We start from the raw sequence: 26,193 nt of genomic DNA on the forward strand, positions 1-26,193 counted from the left end.
AGGTGTACGACCCGAATGAGGGAACGATGTCTCGACTCAGCCGCGAGAAGAAGCGGGAACAGCAGCAGGCCGCACATGCGGCGAACCTTGCGGCAGCGCCGATCGACGTCCATGTCCCCGTGGGCGGGGCGGGCACGCGCGGGGCGTCGGTCGGCGGGGTGACGGTGATCGCCGGGCCCGGCGAGGAGATCCAGCAGGCGGTGCTGAACCGCCTCCACCGCATCGCCATCGCCTCCGGACACGCCGTCCTCGCCACCGTGCGCGACGAACGCATCGGCTGCGTCGTCCCGCTCCGGGTCGACCCGGACGGCTCCAGCCACTTCACGGCGCAGCCGGTCCTGACGGCGCCGGCTCGGGAGTCCGACGCGGACCGGCCGACGCACCTGCTGCGCTCCGTGCCCGAGCCGGCGCCGGAGGGGACGTCCGGACCGGATCCCGTACGGGACGCCACCCCCACCTTCAAGCTGCGCCCCGTGCCCGAGTCGGAGGCCCCCCGGGACGCCGTACCGACGTTCGAACTGCGGGCCGTACCCGGGTCGGCGGAGATCACGCCGCCCGGCACGGTCGCGCCCCCGACGGGCGAGTTCGGCCCGCCCCCGTCCATGGACGCGAGGCCGCACCCCGACCCCGGAGCCGACCGGCCCCGGACGCACGAGACCGCACCGTCTCCCGAGCCCGAGCCCGAGCCCGTGCTCGACCCTGACCCCAAGCCCACCCCGCCCCGTGGGTTCGACGCCGTGGCGGAGGCGGTGCTCGGTGACGAACCCCTCGCCGCCGACGAGAGCCGGCTCGCCGAACCCATGGCCCGGGTCAACGACGCCGTCCGGACGGGCAGGATCGACACGGCGGCCCGGCTGGCCGAGGAGACCGTCGCGGAGGCCTCGGGCACCCTGGGACCGGAGCACCCGGAGGTGCTGCGGCTGCGCGAACTCGCCGCGTACATCGCCTACCTGGCCGGTGAGCCGCTGCGCGCCTTCCGGATCTCCCTCGACCTCTCCGTGATCTGCCGCCGCGCGGGGGACGCGGAGGCCGCCTACGGCAACGTCCGCAGCGCGGCGACCGCATGGCGCGCGGTGCGCGACCCGCTGCTCGGACTGGAGCTCGGGCACGAGCTGATCGCCCTGTGGACCGAGCTCACCGCCGAGGACGGGCCCGCCGCCGACGAGATCGAGGAACTGGAGTCCGCCCGCGCCCGCATGGGCCGGCTGACCGAACGCGCCCGCACCCGGCGGTCCTGAAGAAGCCTCCGCTCCGGGGGAGCATCGGGGACATATCGGGCGGAGCCTCTAATGGAGGCAGAATTCATTGCCTTCCGGGTCGGCCATCAGGAGCCATCCCCCGGAAGGCTCCTCCACCCGCCGCAGCACCCGCGCGCCGAGCCCCTCCAGCCGTGCGAGCTCCTCCTCGCGGCGTCCCGCACCGGGGTGCAGGTCGAGGTGGAGCCGGTTCTTGACCGTCTTCTCCTCCGGCACGCGCTGGAACAGCAGCCGCCGTCCGCGGCCGGTGCCGCTCTCCTCGTCGTACGGGTCGTCGGGGTGCCGTACCGCGGCCAGGTCGCGCCAGGCCCGGCGGTCGTGGGACTCGACGGTCAGCTCGGCCGGGACGGCGCCCGCGGCCAGCAGTTTCTCGATGAGCGCGCTGTTGTCCTCCACCACGTACCGGAGGGCGGCGGCCCAGAAGTCGGCCTGCGCGTGCGGGTCGGCGGCGTCGATGACGACCTTCCAGTGCACGGGGGTGGCCGGTGTCGGTGTCTGCGTCATGCCACCAGTTATAAGACGTCGCTCTGACAACGCCCTTTCTACGGCTTGGCTTCCAGCCGGCCCGCCTCGGCCGCGGCGGGCACGCTCCCGGCGACCGGAGCCGCGTCCGGAGCCGCGACCGGAGTCGTGCCCGGAGCCGCGTCCGCCGCGCCGGCCGGGACGCCGTTCCCGCGCACGCCGGTCTCCCCGGCGAGCGCGCGGGCGGCCCGGCGGGCGGTGCGCAGCGCGTCCCAGGTGAGGAGGACGAGCGCCAGCCACACCAGGGCGAAACCGGCCCAGCGCTCGGGCGGCATGGCCTCCTTGAAGTAGAGGACCCCGAGCAGGAACTGGAAGACCGGCGCCAGGTACTGCAGCAGGCCCAGCGTGGACAGCGGCACGCGGATCGCGGCGGCGCCGAAGCAGACCAGGGGGAGCGCGGTGACGATCCCGGTCGCGGCGAGCAGCGCGGCGTGCCCGGCCCCTTCGGCGGCGAACGTGGAATCGCCCCGGGCGCTCAGCCACAGCAGGTAGCCGAGGGCGGGCAGGAACTGGACCGCGGTCTCGGCGGCCAGCGACTCGACGCCGCCGAGGTTGACCTTCTTCTTCACCAGTCCGTACGTGGCGAAGGAGAAGGCGAGACAGAGCGAGATCCACGGCGGCTGGCCGTAACCGACGGTGAGGACGAGCACCGCCGCGGCGCCCACCCCGACCGCCGCCCACTGCGCGGGCCGCAGCCGCTCCTTCAGCAGCAGCACGCCCATCGCGATCGTGACCAGCGGGTTGATGAAGTAGCCGAGGGAGGCCTCGACGACGTGCCCGGAGTTCACGGACCAGATGTAGACGCCCCAGTTCACGGTGATGACCGCAGCGGCGACCGTGATCAGCGCCAGCCTGCGCGGCTGCCGCAGCAGCTCGCCGAGCCAGGCCCAGCGGCGTATGAAGAGCAGGGCGGCGGCGACGAAGAACAGTGACCACACCATCCGGTGGGCCAGGATCTCCACCGCCCCGGCGGGCTTGAGCAGGGGCCAGAACAGCGGGACGAGCCCCCACATCCCGTACGCCGCGAAGCCGTTCAGCAGTCCTATGCGCCGCTCTGCGGCCGACTTCCCGGTCACGGGCCCCTCCTTCGTGTCCGACGCGTGTCCCGTCTCCCGCGATGCCCGCGCACGCGCGCGCGGTGCTCGCCGGACGACGGTAACGCCGGACACCCCCGCGTGTCATGCCCGTATCGCCATACGGTCATGACACGCGGGGGTGGCAGGGGCGGCGGACCTCCGGGTCAGCCCTTGAGCGCGGCGGCGACGGCCTCGGCGAGCGGGGTGGTCGGGCGGCCGGCCAGCCGGGACAGATCGCCGCTGTCGACGACCAGCTCCCCCTTCTCGATCGAGACGTCCACACCCGCCAGCACGGCGGCCATCGGCTCGGGCACCCCGGCGCCGGCCAGGATGCCGGTGAGCGCCTCGGGCGTGACCGGGTTGTAGACGATCTCCCTGCCGGTCTGCCGGCTCAGCTCGGCCGCGTACTCGGCGAAGCTCCACGCCTCGTCGCCGCCCAGCTCGTACGTCTTGTTCTCGTGTCCCTCGCCGGTGAGCACGGCGACGGCGGCGGCCGCGTAGTCGGCCCGCGAGGCGGAGGAGATCCGGCCCTGGCCGGCGGCGGCGACGACCGCGTCGTGGGCGAGCACCGGGGCGAGGTTCTCGGTGTAGTTCTCGTGGTACCAGCCGTTGCGCAGCAGCGCGTACGGCACGCCCGAGTCCAGCAGCGCCTCCTCGGTGCCGCGGTGGTCGTCGGCGAGCGCGGCGGTCAGGGAGCCGGGGGCGCTGGTGTAGGCGAGCAGGGCGACACCGGCGGCCCCGGCGGCGTCGATGACGACCCGGTGCTGGCCCACCCGGCCCCTGTCGAACTCGTTGCCCGAGATCAGCAGCACCTTGTCGCCGGCCGCGAACAGGCCGTCGAAGGTCTCGGGGGCGTTGTAGTCGGCGACCGCGATCCGCACCCCGCGCCCGGCGAGGTCCGCGGCCTTCTCCGCGCTGCGGACGACGGCGGTGACCTGCTCGGCCGGGACCTTCTCCAGCAGCTGGTCCACGACGTGACGGCCGAGGTGTCCGGTGGCGCCGGTGACGACGATGCTCATGGTTCGGAACTCCTGTGGGGGTGCGTGTGCGGGTATGTCACTCACCCTAGGAGGTGCGCTAACTAATGGAAAGTACCCACTTTGAGGTAAGGTACTGGCATGGCGGTAAGTGATGGTGGCCGGCGGAGCGAAGCCGAGTCGATGTGCCCGCACCGGCTGGTCCTGGAGCATGTGACCAGCCGCTGGGGCGTGCTCGTGCTGATCCAGCTCCTGGAACGCCCGTACCGCTTCAGCGAACTGCGCCGGGCGATCGGCAGGGTCAGCGAGAAGATGCTCACCCAGACCCTCCAGACCCTGGAGCGCGACGGCCTGGTCCACCGCGACGCCAAACCGGTCATCCCGCCCCGCGTCGACTACTCCCTCACCGGCCTGGGCCGCGAGGCGGCCGAGCAGGTGCGCGACCTGGCGCTGTGGACCGAGAAGCGCATGGCCGACGTCCTCGTCGCCCGGCAGGCGTACGACGAGACCCGGGCGCCGTAGGGCGCCCGGGCCTCGTCCGGGCTTCCGGCGGGGGTCAGCCCACGACGGTCCAGGTGTCGCCGCCGGTGAGCAGGGTGGCGAGGTCGCCCTTGCCGTGCTGCTCGACGGCCGTGTCGAGCTGGTCGGCCATGAGGGTGTCGTAGACGGGCCGGTCGACGGAGCGGAAGACGCCGATCGGGGTGTTGTGCAGGGTGCTGGGGTCCGCGAGCCGGGACAGCGCGAACGCCGTGGTCGGGGACGCGGAGTGGGCGTCGTGGACGAGGACGTCGGCCTCGTTGTCCGCCGTCACGGTGACGACCCGCAGGTCACCGGTGGCCCGGTCCCGTACGACGCCCTTGGAATTGTCGGCGCCGAAGCGGATCGGCTCACCGTGCTCCAGACGGATCACGGCCTCCTCGGCCTGCTGCCGGTCCTTGAGGACCTCGAAGGCGCCGTCGTTGAAGATGTTGCAGTTCTGGTAGATCTCCACCAGCGCCGTGCCGGGATGGTCGGCCGCCTGGCGCAGCACCTCGGTGAGGTGCTTGCGGTCGGAGTCGACCGTACGCGCCACGAAGGACGCCTCCGCGCCGATCGCCAGCGACACCGGGTTGAAGGGCGCGTCCAGCGAGCCCATCGGCGTCGACTTGGTGATCTTGCCGACCTCGGAGGTGGGGGAGTACTGGCCCTTGGTCAGACCGTAGATCCGGTTGTTGAACAGCAGGATCTTGAGGTTGACGTTGCGGCGCAGGGCGTGGATGAGGTGGTTGCCGCCGATGGACAGGGCGTCTCCGTCGCCGGTGACGACCCAGACGGACAGGTCGCGGCGGGAGGTGGCCAGGCCGGTGGCGATGGCGGGGGCGCGGCCGTGGATGGAGTGCATCCCGTAGGTGTTCATGTAGTACGGGAAGCGGGAGGAGCAGCCGATGCCGGAGACGAAGACGATGTTCTCCTTCGCCAGGCCGAGCTGGGGCATGAAGCCCTGCACGGCGGCGAGGACGGCGTAGTCGCCGCAGCCGGGGCACCAGCGCACTTCCTGGTCGGACTTGAAGTCCTTCATCGACTGCCGGCCCTCGGCCTTGGGCACGAGCTGGAGAAGGGCGTTGGGGTCAGTCATCGATGGCCTCCTTCAGCGCCGTGGCGAGCTGTTCCGCCTTGAACGGCATGCCGTTGACCTGGTTGTACGAGCGGGCGTCGACCAGGTACTTCGCCCGGATGAGGGTGGCGAGCTGCCCCAGGTTCATCTCGGGGACCACGACGCGCTCGTAACGGGCGAGCACGTCACCGAGGTTGTGCGGGAACGGGTTGAGGTGGCGCAGATGCGCCTGCGCGATCCGGCCGCCCTCCTTGCGGATGCGGCGCACGGCGGCGGTGATCGGCCCGTACGTCGACCCCCAGCCCAGCACCAGGGTCTTCGCCCCGTCCGGGTCGTCGACCTCGATGTCCGGTACGTCGATGCCGTCGATCTTCGCCTGCCGGGTGCGGACCATGAAGTCGTGGTTGGCGGGGTCGTAGGAGATGTTGCCCGTGCCGTCCTGCTTCTCGATGCCGCCGATGCGGTGCTCAAGACCCGGGGTGCCGGGGATGGCCCAGGGACGGGCCAGCGTCTGCGGGTCCCGCTTGTACGGCCAGAACACCTCGGTGCCGTCGTCCAGCGCGTGGTTCGGCCCCTGCGCGAACTGCACGGTCAGATCCGGCAACTCCTGAAGGTCCGGGATCCGCCAGGGCTCGCTGCCGTTGGCGAGGTAGCCGTCGGAGAGGAGGAACACCGGCGTGCGGTAGGTCAGGGCGATACGGGCCGCCTCCAGGGCGGCGTCGAAGCAGTCGGCCGGGGTGCGGGGCGCGACCACCGGGACCGGAGCCTCGCCGTTGCGGCCGTACATGGCCTGGAGCAGGTCCGCCTGCTCGGTCTTGGTCGGCAGGCCGGTGGACGGGCCGCCGCGCTGGATGTCCACGACCAGCAGCGGCAGTTCGAGGGAGACCGCCAGACCGATGGTCTCGGACTTCAGCGCCACACCGGGACCGGAGGTGGTGGTGACCGCGAGGGACCCGCCGAAGGCAGCCCCCAGTGCCGCGCCGATGCCGGCGATCTCGTCCTCGGCCTGGAAGGTCCGCACACCGAAGTTCTTGTGCCGGCTCAGCTCGTGCAGGATGTCCGAGGCGGGGGTGATCGGGTAGGAGCCGAGGTAGAGCGGCAGGTCCGCCTGGCGGGACGCGGCGATCAGCCCGTAGGACAGGGCCAGGTTCCCGGAGATGTTGCGGTAGACGCCGGGCGGGAACGCCTTCGCCGCCGGGGCCACCTCGTAGGAGACCGCGAAGTCCTCCGTCGTCTCGCCGAAGTTCCAGCCGGCCCGGTAGGCCGCGATGTTGGCGGCGGCGATGTCGGGCCTCTTGGCGAACTTCGACCGCAGGAACTTCTCCGTGCCCTCGGTGGGCCGGTGGTACATCCAGCTCAGCAGCCCGAGGGCGAACATGTTCTTGCTGCGCTCGGCCTCCTTGCGGCTGAGGTCGAACTCCTTGAGCGCCTCCACGGTCAGCGTGGTCAGCGGCACCGGGTGCAGGCTGTAGCCGTCCAGCGAGCCGTCCTCCAGCGGGCTGCTGTCGTAGCCGACCTTCTGCATCGCCCGCTTGGTGAACTCGTCCGTGTTGACGATGACCTCCGCGCCGCGCGGCAGGTCGGCGATGTTGGCCTTCAGCGCGGCCGGGTTCATCGCCACCAGCACGTTCGGCGCGTCACCGGGGGTGAGGATGTCGTGGTCGGCGAAGTGGAGCTGGAAGGACGAGACGCCGGGCAGGGTGCCGGCGGGCGCGCGGATCTCGGCCGGGAAGTTCGGCAGCGTGGAGAGGTCGTTGCCGAAGGACGCGGTCTCCGAGGTGAAACGGTCACCGGTGAGCTGCATACCGTCACCCGAGTCCCCCGCGAACCTGATGATCACTCGGTCGAGCCGGCGGACGTCCTTCGCCCCCGCCGCTGTGCGCTGCTCCCCTACGACTGCTCCGTCGGCCTGCTCCGCTGTGCTGCTGACCTGGCTGGTCACTGAACTGGACCTCCTCGAGGGCGGCTGTCCGGGACGGCCTTCCCGCAGGCCTTCCCCGAATAAACCCTACGTCCGTAAGGGTCGCCTTCCCTGGGTCATTCGCATGTTGGACACGACTTCGAGACGTCCTCGATCAGGAATTGAGGTAGGTGAGAACGGCCAGCACCCGCCGGTGATCGCCGTCGCTCGGGGACAGCCCCAGCTTCAGGAAGATGTTGCTGACGTGCTTCTCCACGGCACCGTCGCTGACCACCAGCTGCCTGGCGATCGCCGAGTTCGTCCTGCCCTCCGCCATCAGCCCCAGGACCTCCCGCTCCCGCGGGGTGAGCCCCGCGAGCACGTCCTGCTTGCGGCTGCGCCCCAGCAGCTGCGCGACCACCTCGGGATCCAGCGCCGTACCGCCCCGGGCGACGCGCACCACCGCGTCCACGAACTCACGGACCTCGGCCACCCGGTCCTTGAGCAGATAACCGACACCGCGGCTGGAACCGGCGAGCAGCTCCGTGGCGTAGCGCTCCTCCACGTACTGTGACAGCACCAGCACGCCGATGCCCGGATGCGTCTTGCGCAACTGCACCGCGGCCCGCACCCCCTCGTCCGTGTGCGTCGGCGGCATCCGCACGTCGGCCACCACGACGTCCGGGAGCTGGTTCTCCCCGTCCAGCTCGGTGATGGTCTTGATCAACGCGTCACCGTCACCGACACCGGCCACGACCTCGTGCCCACGGTCGGTCAGCAGCCGGGTCAGGCCCTCCCGCAGCAGCACCGAATCCTCGGCGATGACCACCCGCACCCTGTCCTCCACGTTCACGTTCCTCGGCCCCCCATGCCCCTGATCCGGACCCGCCCTCGTGGCGGGCCCGGTCGTCAGGTCCAGCATTCCAGCATCCGGTGGGGGATGGGGCGGGGCAACGCGATCGGGGGGTGCCGTCGAGGCGGGTGGGTGCGAGCTCACGGCTCGCACCCACCCGCCGGTTCTGCCGGTTCCGTTGGTTTCGTCGGTTTCTCCTGTGGAGCCGGCCCGTCGGCCTGCCGGTCCGTCGGTCCACCGGTCCGTGGGCCTGCCGGTCTCAGCCCGGTCTCCCGGTCTCAGCCCGTTCTCAACGTGTCCGCTCCGCCCGCCAGGGCAGTTCGGCGGTCACCCGCGTCGGGCCGCCCGCGGGGGAGTCCACCACCAGGATCCCGTCCACCGCGTCCAGCCGCTCCGCCAGCCCGGCCAGTCCGGAACCCTCGGACACGTCGGCGCCGCCCACGCCGTTGTCCACGACCTGGAGCATCAGCCGGTTCTCCGTCCGCCACACCTCCACGGCCGCCCAGGTCGCCCGCGAGTGCTTGCTGATGTTCTGCAGCAGCTCCGAGACGGTGAAGTAGGCGATGCCCTCGATGGCCGGCGCGGGCCGCTCCGTCAGGTCAACCTCCACCTGCACCGGCACCGTGCACCGCGAGGCGACCGAGGACAGCGCCGCGTCCAGACCCCGGTCGGTCAGCACCGCCGGATGGATGCCGCGGGCCAGGTCCCGCAGCTCCTGCAGCGCCGTCTTCACCTCGCCGTGCGCCTCGTCCACCATCCGCGCCGCGACCCGCGGATCCTCCCGCAGCTTCTCCTTCGCCAGCCCCAGATCCATGGCCAGAGCCACCAGCCGGGCCTGCGCCCCGTCGTGCAGGTCGCGCTCGATGCGCCGCAGGTCCGCCGCCGCCGTGTCCACCACGACCCCGCGGTCCGACTCCAGCTCCACCACCCGCGTGGCCAGCCGGGACGGTCCGAGCAGTCCGTGCACCATCACCCGGTCCACCATCGTCAGCGCCCGCACGATCCACGGCGTGGCGAGGGTGAACAGCAGACCCACTCCCGCGGTCACCGTGATCTCGAACGGGTTGTCCAGGTAGATCCGGTGGTGCTCGTCGCCGTACAGCTGTATGCCGTCCTGCCCGGCGTACATCGGGAAGACCCAGAACCACAGCGGATACGTCAGCAGCGACCAGCCCACCGACCAGACGGTCACGGTGACGACGAAGGAGAGCACCGCCCACGGCAGCTGCAGCACCGCGTACAGCAGGGCCCGCCAGGAGGCACCGCTCTTGAGCACGGCCCCGATCCACGCCATGAACCCCTGCCGCCTCATCCGCAGCGGCTCCGGCTCGGCCACCTCCAGCCCCAGCAGCCCCCGCGCCCGCGCCCGCTCCACCGCCCCGAACCCGCGGCAGCCGGCGAGCGCCGCCGCCAGCACCGGGACGCCGAGGAACGTCACCAGCAGGCCCGCCCCCAGCGACACCATCGTGATCGCGTAGGTGAACAGCAGAACGCTGATCGGCAGGCTCAGCAGCACGTATCCCAGCTCGCGCCAGGTGCGCCCCTCGACCGGCGCCCGCAGCGCGGCCGGCAGCCGGTGCCGCCGTCCCTCGGCGCGCCCGGGATACCCGGACTCCGTGGGGAGCCCGTAGCCCTGTCCGTACTCCGTGCTCATCGGCGTCGTCCTTCTCCTCGTCCGGCGGCTGTGCTGTCGTACCTCCAGACTGCTCCGCCGCAGGTCGGCGGACCATGGAGTCCGTCGCAGTCTTGGACGGGGGGTTTTCCCTACCCCCGGCCGCGGACGGACGCCTCCTTGGACGCCTTCCTGGCCCTGCCCGGGCCCTCGGCCAGGGCACCGGAACGGTCCCGCCACGGCAGCTCGGCCGTCACCGTCGTCGGACCGCCCTCCGGCGACTCCACGACGAACAGACCGTCCACCGCGCCCAGCCGGTCGGCGAGACCCCGCATACCCGTCCCGCCGTCCAGGCTCGCGCCCCCGCGCCCGTCGTCCCACACCTGTACGAGCAGCCGGCCCTCCGACCGCCACACGTCCACCGCGGCCGACCGGGCCCGGCTGTGCTTGCTGACGTTCTGCAGCAGCTCCGAGACGGTGAAGTAGGCGATGCCCTCGATGGCGGCGGCCGGCCGCTCGTCCAGGTCGACCGTCACCTTCACCGGCACCGTGCAGCGCGAGGCGACCGAGGACAGTGCCGCGTCCAGACCCCGGTCGGTCAGGACCGCGGGATGGATGCCCCGGGCGAGGTCCCTCAGCTCCTGCAACGCCAGCTTCACCTCGCCGTGCGCCTCGTCGACCATCGACGCCGCGGCGTCGGGATCCTCCAGCAGCTTCTCCTTGGCCAGGCCCAGCCCCATCGCCAGATTGACCAGCCGGGCCTGCGCCCCGTCGTGCAGGTCGCGCTCGATGCGCCGCAGGTCCGCCGCCGCCGTGTCCACCACGATCCCGCGGTCCGACTCCAGCTCGGCGATGCGCCGCTCCAGTTCGTCGGAGGGCGACAGCAGACCGCACACCATCGCCCGGTCGGCGTTGGCCAGGCCCCGCACGATGAACGGCAGCACCGGCCACAGCACGAACAGACCGGTCAGCGTGACGACGAAGGTGAGGACGCCCCACGGCATCCGTATGAGCTCGTACAGGACGGCGCGCCAGCCCACCGGGTCCTTGACCGCCATCCACAACTGCGGCCAGAACCCGTCGGTACCGCGCATCGGCAGCCGGCTCGGCTCCTCCACCCGCACCCCGAGCAGCTTCCTGGCCCGCGCCCGCTCCATCCTGCCCAGCAGCCGGGAACCCGTCAGCCCGAGCGCGAGCAGCGGGAACCCGATCACCGTGACGGTCAGTCCCACGCCGGTGAACAGCATGGTCACCGTGTAGACGAAACCGACCAGCGACACCGGCAGGTTCGCCAGGAGGTGGGCGATCTCCTTCCAGGTGTGCGCGTCGTACGCGAAACGGGCCGGTGGCGGGCGGTCGCCGCGCTCGGCCGGCTCCGGGAGTGCCGTCACGGGCGTGCCCGGATTCGGGAATGGTTCGGTCATGGGCACAAGCGTGCCCGGAGCCGGGGGCCTGCGCCATGAGGTGGACCGCCAGGATGCACTGAGGAAAACCCCACCCCCGCATGCCGAGCGGTGACGGGCTGCTTACGGTGCATTTATCAGGGCCTAGACTCCCGTGCGTACAGATCGTCGAACCGTGACGTTCACCGGCACGGATCAAGGGCACGGCACAGGCACGGGCCAGGGCACCGATCAAGGGAGTGAGGGGCGGACGTGCGGGAAACGACCGTCGTCGCGGCGGACTACTTCCAGTCCTACTCGGTCGTCGGACTGCTCGCCGTCGTCGGCCTGCTGTTCGTCGCCGTCGCCTTCGGGGCGGGACGCCTGCTGCGGCCGGTGGTCCCCACGCCCGAGAAGCTCCTGACGTACGAGTGCGGAGTCGACCCCGTCGGCGAGGGCTGGGCCCACACCCAGGTCCGCTACTACGTCTACGCCTTCCTCTACGTGATCTTCGCCGTCGACTCGATCTTCCTCTTCCCCTGGGCGACCGTCTTCGCCGCCGACGGCTACGGCGCGACCACCCTCGTGGAGATGTTCATCTTCCTCGGCTTCCTCGCCGTGGGACTGCTGTACGCATACAAGAAGGGCGTCCTGACATGGACGTGAACCCTGCCGCCCCCGAGCCGGTCCTGCTCCCGGAACCTGGGGGTCCCCCCGGCGAAGCCAGGGGGAGGCTCGGCGCGCTCGCCCGACTGGCACCCGAGCCGATGAAGGTGGTCCTCAACTGGGGCCGCCGCTACTCGCTGTGGGTCTTCAACTTCGGCCTCGCCTGCTGCGCGATCGAGTTCATCGCCGCGTCGATGGCCCGCCACGACTTCATCCGCCTCGGCGTCATCCCCTTCGCGCCGGGGCCGCGCCAGGCCGACCTGATGGTCGTCTCCGGCACGGTCACGGACAAGATGGCGCCCGCCGTGAAGCGCCTGTACGAGCAGATGCCCGAGCCCAAGTACGTCATCTCCTTCGGCGCGTGCAGCAACTGCGGCGGCCCGTACTGGGACTCCTACTCCGTCACCAAGGGCGTGGACCAGATCATCCCGGTCGACGTCTACGTCCCCGGCTGCCCGCCCCGGCCCGAGGCGCTGCTCCAGGGGATCCTGAAACTCCAGGAGAAGATCGCACGGGAGTCGCTGGGGGAGCGGTACGGGTCCGCCTCCGGCGCGGGGCGGCCGTCGGCGGCGGCGCTGCAGAGCGGGCTGGTCCGGCCCCCGGCGCCGTCCGGTGAGGAGGAGGGCCGATGACCGCGGTCGGCTGGCTCCCCGCCGACGCCGAGGAACTGTTCGGTGCGGAGGCCACGGCGGAGGAGTCGTACGGCGTCCTGACCGTCGACGTACCGCCCGCCTCCTGGATCACCGCGCTGGAGGCCGCGCGCGACCGGGTCGGCTGCACCTTCTTCGACTGGCTGAGCGCGGTCGACGAACCCGGCACCGGGTTCCGCGTCACGGCGCACGTCGCCGCCCTGGCCCCGGTGCGGCGCCTGCTGCTGCGCACCACGGTGCCGCACGAGGCCCCCACGCTGCCCTCCGCCGTGGACGTCTACGCGGGCGCCGCGTGGCACGAACGCGAGACGCACGAGATGTTCGGCGTCGACTTCACGGGCCACCCGGGCCTGGACCACCTGCTCCTGCCGGACGGTTTCGAGGGCCACCCCCTGCGCAAGGACTTCGTCCTCGCGGCCCGGGTCGCCAAGGCCTGGCCCGGCGCCAAGGAACCCGGCGAATCCGAGCACGGCGGCCCCAAGCGCCGCCAGATGCTTCCCCCCGGCGTACCCGACCCCAACGAATGGGGCCCCCTCAAGGGCCAGCTCCCCCCGGCCCCGGCCCGCCCGGCCCGAGGCACGGGCCGGGCGGCGGGCACGACGCCGGACCGCCCCCGCCGCACCCGCTCGGCGGCCGAGGGCTCGGCGAGCCAGGCGGGCACACCCGAGACCTCGGCCCCACCGCGTCGTACCCGCTCGGCGGCGGAAGGTTCCGCGAGCCAGGCGGCGGAAGCGCGCCCCGACGCGGCCGGCGCCCCGGCGCGACGGGCGCGGAGTGCGGGCGAAGGGTCGGCGTCGCAGCGTTCCGGTGCCTCGGCAGCCGGCGGCCCCCGCCGGGCGCGCACCGCGTCCGAGGGTTCCGCGAGTCAGCGCACAGAGTCGCCGGACGCGCCCGCGGCAGCCGGTGACCGGTCCGCCCCCGTCCCCACCGAGGACCGGCACGACCGAAAGACCCCCGCAGCCCCCCGCAGCGCGGACGCCCCGTGGCACCACGCGCGTCCCGCCTTCGACGGGCCCGAAGCGGAGACCGATGGGGAGCCGGCCGCCGACGAGGCGGAAACGGAGTCGGCTCCCGAGCCCCGCTCGGAGCCCGGCTCGGAGCCCGGACGCGGCGCCCCCGAGACCCCCACCCCCGAAGACCCCTCAGGAGGCCCGCGGTGAACGACGTGCTCGACGTCGCCCTGCGACTCCTGGTCGTGTTCGTCGTCTTCCTCACCTTCCCCCTGATCGTGGGGCAGACCGAGCACAAGGTGATGGCCCACATGCAGGGCCGCCTCGGCCCGATGTACGCCGGCGGATTCCACGGCTGGGCCCAGCTCATCGCCGACGGCGTGAAGTTCGCGCAGAAGGAGGACGTGGTCCCGGCCGGCGCGGACCGGCGCATCTTCCAGCTCGCCCCCGCCGTCGCCCTCCTGCCGTACCTCCTCGTCCTGCTGGCCGTCCCGATCGGCCCGGGCGAGGGCGCGGTCGGCCAGGTGATCGACGCGGGCGTCTTCTTCGTCCTCGCCGTCATGGGCGTGGGCGTCCTCGGTTCGCTCATGGCCGGCTGGGCCTCCGCCAACAAGTTCTCCCTCCTCGGCGGCCTGCGCACCGCCGCCCAGCTCCTCGCCTACGAACTCCCGATGCTGCTCACCGCCGCCTCCGTGGCGATGGCGGCCGGCACCGTCTCCCTCGTCGGCATCCTCGACGCGTTCGAGTGGTGGTGGCTGCCCTGGCAGATCACCGGCGCACTCGTCTTCTTCGTCGCCGGCCTCGCCGAGCTCCAGCGCCCGCCCTTCGACATGCCGGTCGCCGACTCGGAGATCATCTTCGGCGCGTACACCGAGTACACCGGCCTGCGCTTCGCCCTGTTCCTCCTCGCCGAGTACGCCGGGATCGTCGTCCTGTGCGGCCTGACCACCGTCCTGTTCCTGGGCGGCTGGCACGGCCCCTGGGGCGCCGACGGGCTCGGCTGGGTCTGGACCCTGCTGAAGACCGCGGTCCTCGCCTTCCTCGTCATCTGGCTCCGCGTCACCTACCCCCGACTGCGCGAGGACCAGCTCCAGAAGCTCTCCTGGACCCTCCTCGTCCCCCTCTCCCTCGCCCAGATCGCCCTCACCGGCATCGTGAAGGTGGTGATCCGGTAACCATGGCTCCCATCCCCGGCTCCGGCCTGGCCAAGGGCCTGGCCGTCACCCTGCGGACGATGACGAAGAAGTCCGTCACCGCCCCCTACCCGGACACCCAGCCCGACCTCCCGCCCCGCACCCGCGGGGTGATCGGCCTGTTCGAGGAGAACTGCACGGTCTGCATGCTGTGCGCCCGCGAGTGCCCGGACTGGTGCATCTACATCGACTCCCACAAGGAGACGGTCCCGGCGGCGACCCCCGGCGGCCGCGAACGCAGCCGCAACGTCCTCGACCGCTTCGCCATCGACTTCTCCCTGTGCATGTACTGCGGTATCTGCATCGAGGTCTGTCCCTTCGACGCCCTGTTCTGGTCCCCGGAGTTCGAGTACGCCGAGACCGACATCCGCGACCTCACCCACGAGCGGGACAAGCTCCGCGAGTGGATGTGGACCGTCCCGGCCCCGCCCGCCCTCGACCCCGGCGCCGAGGAGCCGAAGGAACTCGCCGCCGCCCGCAAGACCGCCGACAAGCTCGCCGCCGCCCAGGCCGAACCGCAGGAGGAGGAGTCGTGATCCTCGCCGCAGCGGCGGGAACGGCCGCGCACGCCACGACCACCACCGCCGCCGAGGCGCACGGCTTCCTCTCCCCGACCGGCGTGGAGATCGCCTTCCTCCTCGTCGGCCTGGTCACCTTCGGGGCCGCCGTCGTCACCGTCACCACCCGGCAGCTGGTGCACGCCGCCCTGTGGCTGGTGGTGGCCCTCGGCGGTCTCGCCGTCGAATACCTCCTGCTCACCGCCGAGTTCATCGCCTGGGTGCAGGTCCTCATCTACGTCGGTTCCGTCGTCGTCCTCCTCCTGTTCGGGCTGATGCTCACCAGGGCCCCCATCGGCCGCTCACCGGACGCCGACTCCGGCAACCGCTGGGTCGCCCTCGCCGTGGCCGTCGCCGCCGCGGCCGCCCTGGTGTGGGTGGTCGTCGACGCCTTCCGCACCACTTGGATCGACCTGGACGGCGCACCCGCCGGCTCCACGGACGTCACCGGCGCGAGTCTCTTCCAGCACTGGGTCCTCCCCTTCGAAGCCCTCTCCGTCCTCCTCCTCGCCGCCCTCGTCGGCGCGATCGTCCTGTCCCGCAAGGCGAAGGCCGACGCCGCGTCCGGCGCGACGGGCACCCGGCGCGACACGGAAGGGGCCCGCTGATGCACCTCGTCTATCCCGCCGTCCTGTCCGCCCTCCTCTTCTGCACCGGCCTGTACGGCGTCCTCGCCCGCCGCAACGCGATCCTCGTCCTGATGTCGGTCGAGCTGATGCTCAACGCCGTCAACCTGAACCTGGTCGCCTTCGACGTCTGGCTCAGCCGGACCGCCGAGGAGACCCTGCACTCCGGCCAGGCCCTCACCCTGTTCACCATCGCCATCGCCGCCGCCGAGATCGGCATCGGCCTGGCGATCGTCCTCGCCGTGTACCGCAACCGCGGCACCTCGGACATCGACAAACTCCGCGACACCGCCGAGGGCCACGAGCCCGACGGCCCCGACGGCGACGCCACCGGCCGCGAGGCCCCCGCACCCCGGACGGCCGGCGAGAAGGCTGAGGCCACCGCGTGACCACGACCACCCTCGCCGTCCTCGTCCCTCTCCTCCCGTTCCTCGGCGCGCTCGCCGGGCTGCTCCTGGGCCGCACGGCCCCCGGCTTCGTCCGCCCGCTCGCCGTCCTGCCGACGCTCACCTCCCTCGCACTGGCCGTCACGGTCGCCTGGCGCCAGGGCGGGGACCAGGCCGTCGACGCCGCGACCGAACTCACCCCCACCGGCTCGGTCCCGATCGAACTCGCCCTGCACATCGACGGCTTCGCCGCGCTGACCGCCGTCCTGGTCACCGTCGTCGCCGGCTGCGTGCAGATCTACTCGACGGGCTACCTGCGCGACGACCCGCGCTACCCCTCCTACGCCGCCCTCGTCTCCCTGTTCACCTCCGCGATGCTCCTGGTCGTCTACTCAGGCGACCTGATGGTGCTGCTGGTCGGCTGGGAAGTCATGGGCATCTGCTCCTACTTCCTCGTCGGTCACTACTGGGAGACCCCCGAGGCCCGCGCCGCCTCCCTCAAGGCCTTCCTGGTCACCAAGCTCGGCGACGTCCCCTTCCTCATCGGCCTGTTCGCCGTCGCCACCGAAGCCGGGTCCTTCCGCATCACCCGGATCCTCGGCGCCGTCGCGAACGGCGGCATCGAACACCCCACGCTGATCGCCCTGCTGCTCCTGGCGGGCGTGGCCGGCAAGTCGGCGCAGTTCCCGCTGCACACCTGGCTCCCCGACGCGATGGCGGGTCCGACCCCCGTCTCCGCGCTGATCCACGCCGCGACCATGGTCGCCGCCGGTGTCTACTTCATCGCCCGTCTCCTCCCGCTCTTCGAGGCCTCGCAGGCCGCGATGACCGTCCTCGCCGTCATGGCCGCCGTGACCATGGCCGGCTCGGCGCTCGCCGCGCTCGCCCAGGACGACATCAAACGTGTCCTCGCCTACTCGACGATCGGCCAGCTCGGCTACATGACCGGCGCCCTCGCCGTCGCCGACCGCGGCGCCGCCGTCTTCCACCTCCTGTCCCACGGCGCCTTCAAGGCGCTGCTGTTCCTCGCGGCCGGCGTGATCATCCACGCCGCCGGCACCAACTCACTGGCCGCCATGTCCCGCATGGGCCATCTGCGGGACCGGGTCCCCGACGCCTACTGGACGATGACCGTGGCGCTCCTCGCGCTCGCCGCGATCCCGCCGTTCAGCGGCTTCTTCTCCAAGGAGGCCGTCCTCGGCGTCGCCGAACACGTCGTCACCGGCCACACAGAACACGCTCCCGCCGCGGCGGGCTGGATCGTCCTCCTCGCCGGCCTCGTCACGGCCCTGCTGACCGCCGCGTACGCGATGCGGCTGTGGCTGCTGGCCTTCCGCGGGTACGGAACCGAGGCGCCCGACCACGGCAGGCAGCCACTGACGATGACCACGGTGCTGTGGGTGCTCGCCGTACCGTCCCTCGCGCTCGGCGGGTTCGCCTTCCGCGTACTGCCCGACTGGTTCGACGGCCACGACCTGACCCCGACGCTCACCACCTCCGTGCTCGGCACCGGCGTGGCCCTGGTCGGCGGCATCCTCACCTACGCCACCTGGCGGCACACCACCGCGCACGCCGCCGCCCGCGTCCCCCTAGGTGCCGTCGCCGCCCACCCCGAGGGCGACGCCGGACTGGTCGAGGCGGAGGCCATCGCCGCCCACGAACCGGCCTACGGAGACATCGCGTACGCACCCGACCCGTCGGACCCCGGACGGCTGCTGCTCGGCCCGCTGCACCGCCACGCGGCCGCCGGCTTCCACCTGGACGCCGTGTACACGACCCTCTTCGTCCGCCCGGTCCGGGCCGGCGCGAGCCTCGTGCGGTTCCTCGACCGCGAGGTCGTCGAGACCTACGTACGCGGCGCGGGCACGCTGCCCCGCTGGCTCGGCGCCGCCGTACGACGGGCCCAGACGGGCAATCTGCAGACCTATGTGAGCGCGCTGCTCGCCGGCACCGTCGTCCTCGCGGTCGCCGCCGTCCTCGTCGCCACGGGAGCGTGAGCAGGCGTGATCGATATCAACGAGTCCGTGATGCAGTTCCTTCTGGCGTTGCTCGTCGTCGGCCCGCTCCTCGGCGCCGCCGCCGCTCTCCTGCCGGCCCCGCCCGGACTGAAGGGGAAGTCACCCGACCAGGCGGTGCTCCGCCACGGCGTGACCGTCACCGGCGCGATCCTCATCGCGGCGATCGTCCTCGCGCTCGGCTTCGACCACGACCAGCCGTCGAAGATGCAGGCCACGACCGACATCAGCTGGATCCCGGCACTGGACGTGCGCATCCACCTCGGCACCGACGGCATCTCCCTCCCCCTCCTGGTCCTGACCGCGCTGCTGACCTTCCTCTGCGCGCTCCACTCGTACTTCAAGCCGCCCACGGGCCCGTCCCCGAAGGCCTTCGTCGCCCTGCTGCTCGTCCTCGAGTCCGGCACCCTCGCGACCTTCGCCGTCCTCGACCTGGTCCTGTTCTTCCTCGCCTTCGAGACGGTCCTCATCCCGATGTACTTCCTCATCGCCCGCTGGGGCGGCGAGGGCCGGGCCGAGGCCGCCTGGAAGTTCATCCTCTACACGCTGCTCGGCTCCGTGGTCATGCTGCTCGGCCTGCTCCTGATCGGAATCAAGGCGGGCACGTTCGACATGGTGGCACTCGCCACTGACAACGGCCGGTCTCTGACCACATCCGTGCAGGTCATCGCCGTACTGGCGATCGGGATCGGGCTCGCGGTCAAGACCCCGATGTGGCCGCTGCACAGCTGGCTGCCCGACGCCCACACCGCCGCGCCGACCGTCGGCTCGGTCCTGCTGGCCGGTGTCCTGCTGAAGATGGGCACGTACGGGTTCGTACGGATCCTGCTGCCCGCCGCACCGGACGGCTTCCGCACCTTCGCGCCGTACCTCGCCGCGTTCGCCGTCGTCGGCGTCATCTACGGGTCCCTCGCCTGCCTGGCCCTCGCCAAGCGGGGCGCGAAGGGCGACCTCAAACGCCTCATCGCCTACTCCTCCGTCGGCCACATGGGCTTCGTCCTCCTCGGAGTCGCGACCATGACCCCGACCGGCGTCAACGGCGCCCTGTTCGCCAACATCGCCCACGGCCTCATCACCGGCCTGCTGTTCTTCCTGGTCGGCGCCCTCAAGGACCGCACCGGCAGCACCGACCTCGACACCCTCGCGAAGGAGACCGGCGCCGCCCTCTACGGCAAGGCCCCGCGCCTCGGCGGCCTGCTCGCGTTCGCCGCCGTCGCCTCCCTCGGCCTGCCCGGCCTCGCCGGATTCTGGGGCGAGATGCTCGCCCTGTTCGGCGCCTTCGACCCCGCCGAAGGCCTCAGCCGCCCCGCCTTCCTCACCTTCATGGCCATCGGCGCGTTCGGCACCCTGCTGACGGCCGCGTACCTGCTGGTCGTGGTCCGCAGGGTCTGCATGGGCGCCGCACCCCAGGACGCCCCGGAACTCACCGACGTGCGCTCCTACGAGTTCGCGGCCTGGACCCCGCTCGTCGTCCTCACCGTCGTCACCGGCCTCTGGCCGAAGGCCCTCCTCGGACTGACCGACCCGGCCGTGCAGCAGCTCCTCGCAGGAGGCACCCGATGAGCTCCCTCGTCCAGTCCGTCGACTGGCTGGCCGTCGCGCCGCCCACCATCACGGCGGTCGTCGGACTCGTCGTCCTCGTCGCCGACCTGTTCGTCGACGAGAGGCGGAAACCGCTCCTGGGCTGGCTCTCGGTGGCCGGACTCGCCGCCGCCACACTGATGCTGCTGCCCCTCCTCGACGCCGACCGCGGCACCTTCTGCCTGGTCGGCGACGAAGGCGTGTGCAGCTATACCGCGGACCGTTTCACCCTCGTCATCCAGTTCCTGGTCCTCGGCGGCGCCCTGCTGACCGCCCTCCTGTCCGTCACCGCCCTGAAGGACGAAGGCAAACGGCTCCCCGAGGGCGAGTACTGGTTCCTGTTCCTCTCCTCCGCGGCCGGCGCGGCCCTCCTGCCCGCCTCCCGCGACCTCGCGACCCTCGTCGTCGCCCTGGAGGTCGCCTCCCTGCCCGCCTTCGCCCTGGTCGGCCTCAGGCACGGCGACCGGAAGTCCTCCGAAGCGGCCCTGAAGTTCTTCCTGTCCTCCGTCACCGCCACCGCCGTCAGCCTGCTGGGCATCAGCTTCGTCTACGCCGCCACCGGAACCCTCCACCTCACCCTGGTCGCCGAACGCGTCCAGGACGTCGACGGACAGCTCCACACCCTCACCCAGACCGGCGTCGTCCTCACCCTCATCGGCTTCGCCTTCAAGACCGCCGCCGTCCCCTTCCACTTCTGGGTCCCCGACACCTACGTGGGCGCCCCCCTGCCGATCGCCGCCTACCTGTCGGTCATCGGCAAAGCGGTCGGCTTCTCCGGCCTGATCCTCGTCACCGTCGTCGCCCTCCCGTCGTACGCCGACGTCTGGGGTCCGGCCCTCGCCGTGCTGGCCGCCCTCACCATGACCGTCGGCAACGTGGGAGCCCTCAGACAGCAGGCCACGCGCGCGTACAGCGCGGTACGCCTCCTCGCCTGGTCGTCCGTCGGCCAGGCCGGCTACCTCCTGGTGCCGATCGCCGCCGCCGGGTACTCCGGCGACCCCGAGAAGTCGATCGGCTCCACCGTCGCCTACGCCCTCATGTACGGCGCCGTGAACCTCGGCGCGTTCGCCGTGGCCGCCCTCGTCGGCCGCGCGCACCGCCTCAACCGCGTCGCCGACTACCGCGGCCTCTACGCCTCCAACCCCCTCACCGCGCTCCTCCTGGGCTTCTTCCTGCTCTGCCTCGCCGGACTCCCGCCGGGCATCATCGGCCTCTTCGCCAAGGTCACCGTGTTCTCCGCGGCCGTCGACGCCGGACTCGGCTGGCTCGCCGTCGTCATGGCCGTCAACGTCGTCATCGCGCTGGTCTACTACCTCCAGTGGACGGCCCTGCTGTTCCGCGCCCCCGAGGGCGAACCGGTCGAACACCGGCTCCCCGCCCCCCTCACCGCCGCCCTCTCCCTGACCGGAGTCCTCGGCATCGCCCTGTCCGGCGCACCCCAGCTGGTCCTGCGCTTCACCGACACCGGGCTCTTCTGAGGAACCGCCCATTCGGCCACGCGCGCGTGGCCGAATGGGACGCTCCGGACGGTCGTCACCCGGACGGGTGACACGCGCCACCGCGCGCACAAGGGAACTAGTGCCCTTCGCCTGGCGTTGACCGGTACGGGAGGGTCCACTGGACGTGACACCACAAGACCAGTGGACAGCGCAGGTCAGAAGGAAGATCAGCAAGCAAGGGTCCCCCTGCCACACGATTTGGAGGGCGTACCGTGCACCGCCGGCACAACGGGCTCAGGACAGCAGTCCTCCTCGGGGGACTGTCCGCACTCATCATCGTCATCGGCAGCTTCTTCGGCCGCATGGGACTCGTCGTCGCCGTCCTGATCGCGCTGGGCACCAACGCGTACGCGTACTGGAACAGCGACAAGCTGGCCCTGCGCGCGATGCGCGCCCGCCCGGTGAGCGAGTTCGAGGCCCCGGGGCTGTACCGCATGGTCCGCGAGCTCTCCACCCAGGCCCGCCAGCCCATGCCGCGCCTGTACATCTCCCCGACCGAGGCCCCCAACGCCTTCGCCACCGGCCGCAACCCGCGCAACGCGGCCGTGTGCTGCACCGAAGGCATCCTGCGCCTGCTCGACGAGCGGGAGCTGCGCGGCGTCATCGGCCACGAACTCAGCCACGTCTACAACCGCGACATCCTGATCTCCTCGGTCGCCGGCGCCCTCGCCTCCGTGATCATGTTCCTGGTCAACTTCGCCTGGCTGATCCCGATCGGCCGCTCGGACGACGACGACGACGGCCCCGGTCTCCTCGGCATGCTGCTGATCATGATCCTCGGCCCGCTCGCCGCGTCCCTCATCCAGCTGGCCATCAGCCGCTCCCGGGAGTACGAGGCCGACGCCTCCGGCGCCCAGCTCACCGGCGACCCCCTCGCCCTCGCCGGCGCCCTGCGCAAACTGGAACACGGCACCAAGCAGCTCCCCCTGCCCCCCGAGCCCCGCATCGAGACGGCCAGCCACATGATGATCGCCAACCCGTTCCGCCCGGGCCAGGGGCTCTCGAAGATGTTCTCCACCCACCCGCCGATGGCGGAACGCATCGCCCGGCTCGAGAAGATGGCAGGTCACCAGTGAAGACCATCCTGAATCTCATATGGCTCGTCTTCAGCGGCTTCTGGCTGTTCCTCGGCTACCTGCTCGCGGGCGTGCTGCTCTGCGTCACGGTCATCGGCATCCCCTTCGGCGTCGCCGCCTTCCGTATCGGCGTCTACGCCCTGTGGCCCTTCGGGTACACGACGGTCGAGCGCCGGGACGCGGGAGCCCCGTCCTTCCTCGTCAACGTGCTGTGGCTGCTCCTCGCGGGCTGGTGGCTGGCGCTCGGCCACATCGTCACCGGCATCGCCCTGTGCGTGACGATCATCGGAATCCCGCTGGGTGTCGCCAACTTCAAGCTGATCCCGGTCTCACTGTTCCCCCTGGGCCGCGAAATCGTGCGGACGGACCGGTCGTTCACGCAGCGCGGATGAGGCGGGAGACGCCCCCCTCGGTCGCGTCATGACCCGGGCGTCGTCCACAACCCGGAGGTTGTCCACAGACCCGCACGGATGTCAGTGGCGGCCCGCATGATGAACCCATGACCGAGCACGAGCAGTTGCTGACACAGGTGGCGGAAAAGGCCCGCAACACCCGCCCATGGGGCTGGCCTTCCCTCCCCGAGCCCATCGACGAGGCCACCCTGGCACGCGCCGAGGCCACGCTGGGCTTCGCCCTGCCCCCGCTGCTCGCCGAGCTCTATCTGCGTATAGCGGACGGCGGATTCGGCCCCGAGTACGGATTGCTGCCCCTGCTGGACAGCGCGCCCTCCGGTGAACCCGCCGCCGTGGCCCAGTACCTCGCCAACCGCGAGAGCGGCCGAGAGGACCCCGACTGGCCCTGGCCCGAGGGAGTGCTGCCCATATCCCACTGGGGCTGCGGCATGTACGCCTGCGTCGACTGCCGCTCGCCCCAGGCCACCGTCCTCCTCTTCGAACCCAACCCGGGCGACCCCGACCACGCCTGGTTCCTCGACGCTCCCGGCCTCACGCACTGGCTCCGCTCCTGGGTCCAGGGCACGGGCTGGTACGAGGAGGAGAACGAGGGGGTGGACCTGGCGCCCTGGGACGGTTTCGCGGGCCGCGGGGCGCCGACGCCCTGACCGAACTCCGCGGAGACCGCCGCGGCGCCCAGCGAAACGTCCCCGGGTTCGAGGTCTGAGGTGCCGGACACGCCTGGGGAACCCGGCTCACCTCGCACCCGGGACACCCCGCCACGGCTACCGGCTACCGGTCACCGCCCGCCCTCGCCGCACGCCGTAGGCCACCACCCCCGCCACCAGCACCCCCGCGCCCACGGCCACCGAAACCCACGGCAGCGAGAACGCCAGCACCAGGCACCCGGCGAGCCCCACCGCCGGCACCACCCGCGTCACCGGCCGTGGATCGAGTGTCCAGGCCGATGCGTTGGCCACCGCGTAGTACGTCAGCACACCGAAGGAGGAGAAACCGATCGCGCCCCGCACATCCACCGTGGCGGCCAGGACGGCGACCACCGCGCCCACGGCCAGTTCCGCCCGGTGCGGCACCTGGAACCGCGGATGCACGGCGGCGAGGGCACCCGGCAGATGCCGGTCCCGGGCCATGGCCAGCGTCGTCCGTGAGACCCCCAGGATCAGGGCGAGCAGCGAACCCAGCGCGGCCACCGCCGCCCCCACCCGCACCACCGGCACCAGCCCGGGAACACCGGCGGCCCGCACCGCGTCGGCGAGCGGCGCGGTGGCGTCGCCCAGTCCCTTCGGCCCCAGTACCGAGAGGACGGCCACAGCGACAGCCGCGTACACGACCAGCGCGATGCCCAGGGCCAGCGGGATCGCCCGGGGGATGGTGCGCGCCGGGTCCCGGACCTCCTCGCCGAGGGTCGCGATACGGGCGTACCCGGCGAAGGCGAAGAACAGCAGACCGGCCGCCTGCAGCACCCCGCCGGCACCGTCGGAGACCCCGATGTCCAGCCGCCCGGCTTCGGCTTCCCCCGACGTCAGGCACACCACCACCACGGAAGCGAGGACGGCCAGGACCACACCCACGATCACCCGCGTCAGCCACGCGGACTTCTGGACACCGCCGTAGTTCACCGCGGTCAGCGCCACCACGGCGGCCACCGCCACGGCGTGCGCCTGCCCCGGCCAGACGTACGCGCCCACGGTGAGGGCCATCGCCGCGCAGGAGGCCGTCTTCCCGACCACGAACGCCCAGCCCGCGAGGTACCCCCAGAAGTCCCCGAGCCGCTCGCGCCCGTACACGTACGTGCCGCCCGAGGCCGGGTAGCGGGCGGCGAGGCGCGCCGACGAGGTGGCGTTGCAGTAGGCGACCACGGCGGCGACCGCCAGCCCGAGGAGCAGCCCGGAACCGGCCGCGTGCGCGGCGGGCGCCAGGGCGGCGAAGATCCCGGCTCCCACCATCGAGCCGAGACCGATGACCACGGCATCGCCGACGCCGAGCGTGCGCCGCAGTGCGGGACCGGACGTGTCTGTCATGGGGCCGCACTCTACTGATCACATGCAACCGGCATGCGTACGGACGACGTCTTTCAAAGTGCGAGAACAGCGGGAAAGGGGCAGGTTCACGGCATGACGATCATCAGCTGGATCATCCTGGGACTGTTGGCCGGAGCCATAGCGAAGTTCCTGTTGCCCGGCCGTGACCCGGGCGGCCTCGTCGGCACGACGCTGATCGGCGTCGCGGGTGCCTTCATCGGCGGCTGGATATCGGCGCGTTGGCTCGACCACCCGATCACCAAGGACTTCTACGACGGCACCACCTGGGCCGCCGCGATCGGCGGCTCGCTGGTCCTCCTGATCGCCTACCGCATCCTGTTCGGCCACTCACGCGACTGACCGGGCACCGCGCGCGGCGGTCCCCGAACCGCAGCCGGCAGGCGAGAAGGGTGGTCACCGCGCAGGGTGCCCACCCTTCCTCGTACCTCGCCTCGTGTCCGTGCGGCGCGCGAGCGCCCCCGGCCCTGGTCCGGCCGGACCTACCGGTAGTTCACGAACTGCAGGGCGAAGTCGAAGTCCTTGCCCTTGAGCAGCGCGATGACGGTCTGCAGGTCGTCGCGGCTCTTGGAGCTGACCCGCAGCTCGTCGCCCTGCACCTGGGCCTTCACGCCCTTCGGGCCCTCATCGCGGATGATCTTCGCGACCTTCTTCGCGTTGTCCTGGGAGATGCCCTCCTCGATCGACGCGAAGAGCTTGTACTCCTTGCCCGAGAGCTGGGGCTCACCCGCGTCCAGGGCCTTCAGGGAGATGCCCCGCTTGATCAGCTTGGACTGGAAGACGTCGAGGACGGCCTTCACCCGGTCCTCGGAGTTCGCCTCCATGAGGATCTTCTCCCCGGACCACGAGATCGAGGCACCCACGCCCTTGAAGTCGTAGCGCTGCGAGATCTCCTTGGCGGTCTGGTTGAGGGCGTTGTCGACCTCCTGCCGCTCGACCTTCGAGACGATGTCGAAACTGGAGTCGGCCATGTCCTGTGGCTCCTTGTATCGGGGTGCGTACCGGGCTGCGCACCGGATGCGTACCGGCGTACGTGAAGCGGCCCCCGAGCCCGGCATCGGTCCCCGGCCGCATCCGGACCAGCCTAGTCACCCCCCGGCCTCCGGGTGGCGATCAATCGGGTGGCGAAGCACCCCTGTCCATCGGGTATTGTTTACGTCGTTGCCAAGGAGCACCGCCGAAAAGCGGTTCGACGGCAGCGACCCAGGCGGTGTGCCCGAGCGGCCAAAGGGAGCAGACTGTAAATCTGCCGGCTCAGCCTTCCCAGGTTCGAATCCTGGCGCCGCCACAAGACCGAAAGGGTCTGTGACCAGCAGCAATGCTGATCGCAGACCCTTTCGGCGTTCACGGGCGCGGTCTGGTCACTATGG

The 26,193-nt window shown here is 71.5% G+C and carries 26 protein-coding genes and 1 tRNA gene; 17 read left to right on the forward strand and 10 right to left on the reverse strand.

The window, feature by feature from the left end; translation table 11 throughout:
* Positions 1 to 26 precede the first annotated feature (26 nt).
* On the forward strand, positions 27 to 1,238 hold the full coding sequence (locus tag ACZ62B_RS10605) for a tetratricopeptide repeat protein (RefSeq protein WP_469689861.1): 1,212 nt from the start codon (positions 27 to 29) through the stop codon (positions 1,236 to 1,238).
* A 48-nt stretch (positions 1,239 to 1,286) separates the two neighbouring features.
* Here the strand turns inward: ACZ62B_RS10605 and ACZ62B_RS10610 are convergent, their stop codons facing one another.
* The 3 genes from ACZ62B_RS10610 to ACZ62B_RS10620 all read right to left on the reverse strand — a co-directional run bounded on the left by ACZ62B_RS10610 (position 1,287) and on the right by ACZ62B_RS10620 (position 3,873).
* Entirely contained in the window at positions 1,287 to 1,760 is a 474-nt protein-coding gene (locus tag ACZ62B_RS10610) for a VOC family protein (protein WP_073932820.1), read from the reverse strand.
* A gap of 38 nt (positions 1,761 to 1,798) precedes the next feature.
* A complete protein-coding gene (rarD, locus tag ACZ62B_RS10615; protein WP_469689863.1) occupies positions 1,799 to 2,854 on the reverse strand; it encodes an EamA family transporter RarD in 1,056 nt (351 codons plus the stop codon).
* A gap of 164 nt (positions 2,855 to 3,018) precedes the next feature.
* Positions 3,019 to 3,873 carry an NAD(P)H-binding protein gene (locus tag ACZ62B_RS10620; RefSeq protein WP_344560932.1) on the reverse strand — a complete coding sequence of 285 codons (855 nt, stop codon included), beginning with the start codon at positions 3,871 to 3,873 and terminating at the stop codon, positions 3,019 to 3,021.
* Between the two features lie 99 nt (positions 3,874 to 3,972).
* On the opposite strand from ACZ62B_RS10620, the gene ACZ62B_RS10625 reads away from it, so the two are divergent.
* Positions 3,973 to 4,353 carry a winged helix-turn-helix transcriptional regulator gene (locus tag ACZ62B_RS10625; RefSeq protein WP_469689864.1) on the forward strand — a complete coding sequence of 127 codons (381 nt, stop codon included), beginning with the start codon at positions 3,973 to 3,975 and terminating at the stop codon, positions 4,351 to 4,353.
* A 34-nt stretch (positions 4,354 to 4,387) separates the two neighbouring features.
* On the opposite strand, the gene ACZ62B_RS10630 is transcribed toward ACZ62B_RS10625, so the two are convergent.
* From ACZ62B_RS10630 to ACZ62B_RS10650, 5 genes are all read right to left on the reverse strand, one after another.
* Positions 4,388 to 5,446 carry a 2-oxoacid:ferredoxin oxidoreductase subunit beta gene (locus ACZ62B_RS10630; RefSeq protein ID WP_344560928.1) on the reverse strand — a complete coding sequence of 353 codons (1,059 nt, stop codon included), beginning with the start codon at positions 5,444 to 5,446 and terminating at the stop codon, positions 4,388 to 4,390.
* On the reverse strand, positions 5,439 to 7,367 hold the full coding sequence (locus ACZ62B_RS10635) for a 2-oxoacid:acceptor oxidoreductase subunit alpha (protein WP_344560926.1): 1,929 nt from the start codon (positions 7,365 to 7,367) through the stop codon (positions 5,439 to 5,441). The genes ACZ62B_RS10630 and ACZ62B_RS10635 overlap by 8 nt, the downstream gene beginning before the upstream one ends.
* Before the next feature lie 133 nt (positions 7,368 to 7,500).
* A complete protein-coding gene (locus ACZ62B_RS10640) occupies positions 7,501 to 8,160 on the reverse strand; it encodes a response regulator transcription factor (protein ID WP_344561064.1) in 660 nt (219 codons plus the stop codon).
* A 307-nt stretch (positions 8,161 to 8,467) separates the two neighbouring features.
* On the reverse strand, positions 8,468 to 9,832 hold the full coding sequence (locus ACZ62B_RS10645; RefSeq protein ID WP_344560924.1) for a sensor histidine kinase: 1,365 nt from the start codon (positions 9,830 to 9,832) through the stop codon (positions 8,468 to 8,470).
* A 110-nt stretch (positions 9,833 to 9,942) separates the two neighbouring features.
* Positions 9,943 to 11,214: a sensor histidine kinase gene (locus ACZ62B_RS10650; protein ID WP_344560922.1), complete on the reverse strand. Its 1,272-nt coding sequence runs from the start codon at positions 11,212 to 11,214 to the stop codon at positions 9,943 to 9,945.
* Positions 11,215 to 11,445: 231 nt separating this feature from the next.
* Between ACZ62B_RS10650 and ACZ62B_RS10655 the strand changes: the two genes are divergently transcribed.
* From ACZ62B_RS10655 to ACZ62B_RS10715, 13 genes are all read left to right on the forward strand, one after another.
* Positions 11,446 to 11,838, forward strand: coding sequence for an NADH-quinone oxidoreductase subunit A (locus ACZ62B_RS10655; protein ID WP_030860845.1), 393 nt, complete (start codon positions 11,446 to 11,448; stop codon positions 11,836 to 11,838).
* The gene (locus ACZ62B_RS10660) at positions 11,829 to 12,470 is read left to right on the forward strand and encodes an NADH-quinone oxidoreductase subunit B (RefSeq protein WP_344560919.1); all 642 of its coding nucleotides are present in this window, start codon (positions 11,829 to 11,831) and stop codon (positions 12,468 to 12,470) included. The genes ACZ62B_RS10655 and ACZ62B_RS10660 overlap by 10 nt, the downstream gene beginning before the upstream one ends.
* Positions 12,467 to 13,648 carry an NADH-quinone oxidoreductase subunit C gene (locus ACZ62B_RS10665; RefSeq protein WP_469689867.1) on the forward strand — a complete coding sequence of 394 codons (1,182 nt, stop codon included), beginning with the start codon at positions 12,467 to 12,469 and terminating at the stop codon, positions 13,646 to 13,648. The genes ACZ62B_RS10660 and ACZ62B_RS10665 overlap by 4 nt, the downstream gene beginning before the upstream one ends.
* Positions 13,645 to 14,613, forward strand: a complete 969-nt coding sequence (locus ACZ62B_RS10670; protein ID WP_344560916.1) for a complex I subunit 1/NuoH family protein — start codon at positions 13,645 to 13,647, stop codon at positions 14,611 to 14,613. Before ACZ62B_RS10665 ends, ACZ62B_RS10670 begins: the two co-directional genes overlap by 4 nt.
* Positions 14,614 to 14,615: 2 nt before the next feature.
* Entirely contained in the window at positions 14,616 to 15,167 is a 552-nt protein-coding gene (locus ACZ62B_RS10675; RefSeq protein ID WP_073932808.1) for a NuoI/complex I 23 kDa subunit family protein, read from the forward strand.
* Complete coding sequence (locus ACZ62B_RS10680) at positions 15,164 to 15,796, forward strand: NADH-quinone oxidoreductase subunit J family protein (protein WP_344560904.1); 633 nt, start codon at positions 15,164 to 15,166, stop codon at positions 15,794 to 15,796. Before ACZ62B_RS10675 ends, ACZ62B_RS10680 begins: the two co-directional genes overlap by 4 nt.
* The gene (nuoK, locus tag ACZ62B_RS10685; RefSeq protein ID WP_469689870.1) at positions 15,796 to 16,203 is read left to right on the forward strand and encodes an NADH-quinone oxidoreductase subunit NuoK; all 408 of its coding nucleotides are present in this window, start codon (positions 15,796 to 15,798) and stop codon (positions 16,201 to 16,203) included. Before ACZ62B_RS10680 ends, nuoK begins: the two co-directional genes overlap by 1 nt.
* A complete protein-coding gene (locus ACZ62B_RS10690; RefSeq protein ID WP_469689872.1) occupies positions 16,200 to 18,197 on the forward strand; it encodes an NADH-quinone oxidoreductase subunit 5 family protein in 1,998 nt (665 codons plus the stop codon). The genes nuoK and ACZ62B_RS10690 overlap by 4 nt, the downstream gene beginning before the upstream one ends.
* 6 nt (positions 18,198 to 18,203) lie before the next feature.
* Complete coding sequence (locus ACZ62B_RS10695) at positions 18,204 to 19,778, forward strand: complex I subunit 4 family protein (RefSeq protein WP_468886457.1); 1,575 nt, start codon at positions 18,204 to 18,206, stop codon at positions 19,776 to 19,778.
* Positions 19,775 to 21,274 carry an NADH-quinone oxidoreductase subunit N gene (locus tag ACZ62B_RS10700; RefSeq protein ID WP_344560895.1) on the forward strand — a complete coding sequence of 500 codons (1,500 nt, stop codon included), beginning with the start codon at positions 19,775 to 19,777 and terminating at the stop codon, positions 21,272 to 21,274. Before ACZ62B_RS10695 ends, ACZ62B_RS10700 begins: the two co-directional genes overlap by 4 nt.
* Positions 21,275 to 21,507: 233 nt before the next feature.
* On the forward strand, positions 21,508 to 22,371 hold the full coding sequence (gene htpX / locus ACZ62B_RS10705; RefSeq protein ID WP_469689874.1) for a zinc metalloprotease HtpX: 864 nt from the start codon (positions 21,508 to 21,510) through the stop codon (positions 22,369 to 22,371).
* Complete coding sequence (locus ACZ62B_RS10710) at positions 22,368 to 22,763, forward strand: YccF domain-containing protein (protein ID WP_344560891.1); 396 nt, start codon at positions 22,368 to 22,370, stop codon at positions 22,761 to 22,763. The genes htpX and ACZ62B_RS10710 overlap by 4 nt, the downstream gene beginning before the upstream one ends.
* A 107-nt stretch (positions 22,764 to 22,870) precedes the next feature.
* On the forward strand, positions 22,871 to 23,431 hold the full coding sequence (locus ACZ62B_RS10715) for an SMI1/KNR4 family protein (protein ID WP_469689876.1): 561 nt from the start codon (positions 22,871 to 22,873) through the stop codon (positions 23,429 to 23,431).
* 117 nt (positions 23,432 to 23,548) lie between these two features.
* Here the strand turns inward: ACZ62B_RS10715 and ACZ62B_RS10720 are convergent, their stop codons facing one another.
* The gene (locus ACZ62B_RS10720) at positions 23,549 to 24,805 is read right to left on the reverse strand and encodes an APC family permease (RefSeq protein WP_469689878.1); all 1,257 of its coding nucleotides are present in this window, start codon (positions 24,803 to 24,805) and stop codon (positions 23,549 to 23,551) included.
* Positions 24,806 to 24,898: 93 nt separating this feature from the next.
* On the opposite strand from ACZ62B_RS10720, the gene ACZ62B_RS10725 reads away from it, so the two are divergent.
* Positions 24,899 to 25,165: a GlsB/YeaQ/YmgE family stress response membrane protein gene (locus ACZ62B_RS10725; protein ID WP_344560885.1), complete on the forward strand. Its 267-nt coding sequence runs from the start codon at positions 24,899 to 24,901 to the stop codon at positions 25,163 to 25,165.
* A 140-nt stretch (positions 25,166 to 25,305) separates the two neighbouring features.
* On the opposite strand, the gene ACZ62B_RS10730 is transcribed toward ACZ62B_RS10725, so the two are convergent.
* The gene (locus ACZ62B_RS10730; RefSeq protein ID WP_344560883.1) at positions 25,306 to 25,794 is read right to left on the reverse strand and encodes a YajQ family cyclic di-GMP-binding protein; all 489 of its coding nucleotides are present in this window, start codon (positions 25,792 to 25,794) and stop codon (positions 25,306 to 25,308) included.
* A 235-nt stretch (positions 25,795 to 26,029) separates the two neighbouring features.
* Between ACZ62B_RS10730 and ACZ62B_RS10735 the strand changes: the two genes are divergently transcribed.
* Positions 26,030 to 26,111: transfer RNA gene (locus tag ACZ62B_RS10735), tRNA-Tyr, on the forward strand.
* The last annotated feature ends 82 nt before the right edge of the window (positions 26,112 to 26,193 follow it).

This window comes from Streptomyces sp. NPDC053426, from assembly GCF_055585405.1.

What these genes read in the sequence shown, in the direction of transcription:
- ACZ62B_RS10605 (WP_469689861.1), top strand. Translation starts at nt 27, where the DNA reads ATGTCTCGACTCAGCCGCGAGAAGAAGCGGGAACAGCAGCAGGCCGCA.
- ACZ62B_RS10610 (WP_073932820.1), bottom strand. Translation starts at nt 1,760, where the DNA reads ATGACGCAGACACCGACACCGGCCACCCCCGTGCACTGGAAGGTCGTC.
- ACZ62B_RS10620 (WP_344560932.1), bottom strand. Translation starts at nt 3,873, where the DNA reads ATGAGCATCGTCGTCACCGGCGCCACCGGACACCTCGGCCGTCACGTC.
- ACZ62B_RS10625 (WP_469689864.1), top strand. Translation starts at nt 3,973, where the DNA reads ATGGCGGTAAGTGATGGTGGCCGGCGGAGCGAAGCCGAGTCGATGTGC.
- ACZ62B_RS10630 (WP_344560928.1), bottom strand. Translation starts at nt 5,446, where the DNA reads ATGACTGACCCCAACGCCCTTCTCCAGCTCGTGCCCAAGGCCGAGGGC.
- ACZ62B_RS10645 (WP_344560924.1), bottom strand. Translation starts at nt 9,832, where the DNA reads ATGAGCACGGAGTACGGACAGGGCTACGGGCTCCCCACGGAGTCCGGG.
- ACZ62B_RS10650 (WP_344560922.1), bottom strand. Translation starts at nt 11,214, where the DNA reads ATGACCGAACCATTCCCGAATCCGGGCACGCCCGTGACGGCACTCCCG.
- ACZ62B_RS10660 (WP_344560919.1), top strand. Translation starts at nt 11,829, where the DNA reads ATGGACGTGAACCCTGCCGCCCCCGAGCCGGTCCTGCTCCCGGAACCT.
- ACZ62B_RS10665 (WP_469689867.1), top strand. Translation starts at nt 12,467, where the DNA reads ATGACCGCGGTCGGCTGGCTCCCCGCCGACGCCGAGGAACTGTTCGGT.
- ACZ62B_RS10675 (WP_073932808.1), top strand. Translation starts at nt 14,616, where the DNA reads ATGGCTCCCATCCCCGGCTCCGGCCTGGCCAAGGGCCTGGCCGTCACC.
- nuoK (WP_469689870.1), top strand. Translation starts at nt 15,796, where the DNA reads ATGCACCTCGTCTATCCCGCCGTCCTGTCCGCCCTCCTCTTCTGCACC.
- ACZ62B_RS10700 (WP_344560895.1), top strand. Translation starts at nt 19,775, where the DNA reads ATGAGCTCCCTCGTCCAGTCCGTCGACTGGCTGGCCGTCGCGCCGCCC.
- ACZ62B_RS10715 (WP_469689876.1), top strand. Translation starts at nt 22,871, where the DNA reads ATGACCGAGCACGAGCAGTTGCTGACACAGGTGGCGGAAAAGGCCCGC.
- ACZ62B_RS10720 (WP_469689878.1), bottom strand. Translation starts at nt 24,805, where the DNA reads ATGACAGACACGTCCGGTCCCGCACTGCGGCGCACGCTCGGCGTCGGC.
- ACZ62B_RS10725 (WP_344560885.1), top strand. Translation starts at nt 24,899, where the DNA reads ATGACGATCATCAGCTGGATCATCCTGGGACTGTTGGCCGGAGCCATA.
- ACZ62B_RS10730 (WP_344560883.1), bottom strand. Translation starts at nt 25,794, where the DNA reads ATGGCCGACTCCAGTTTCGACATCGTCTCGAAGGTCGAGCGGCAGGAG.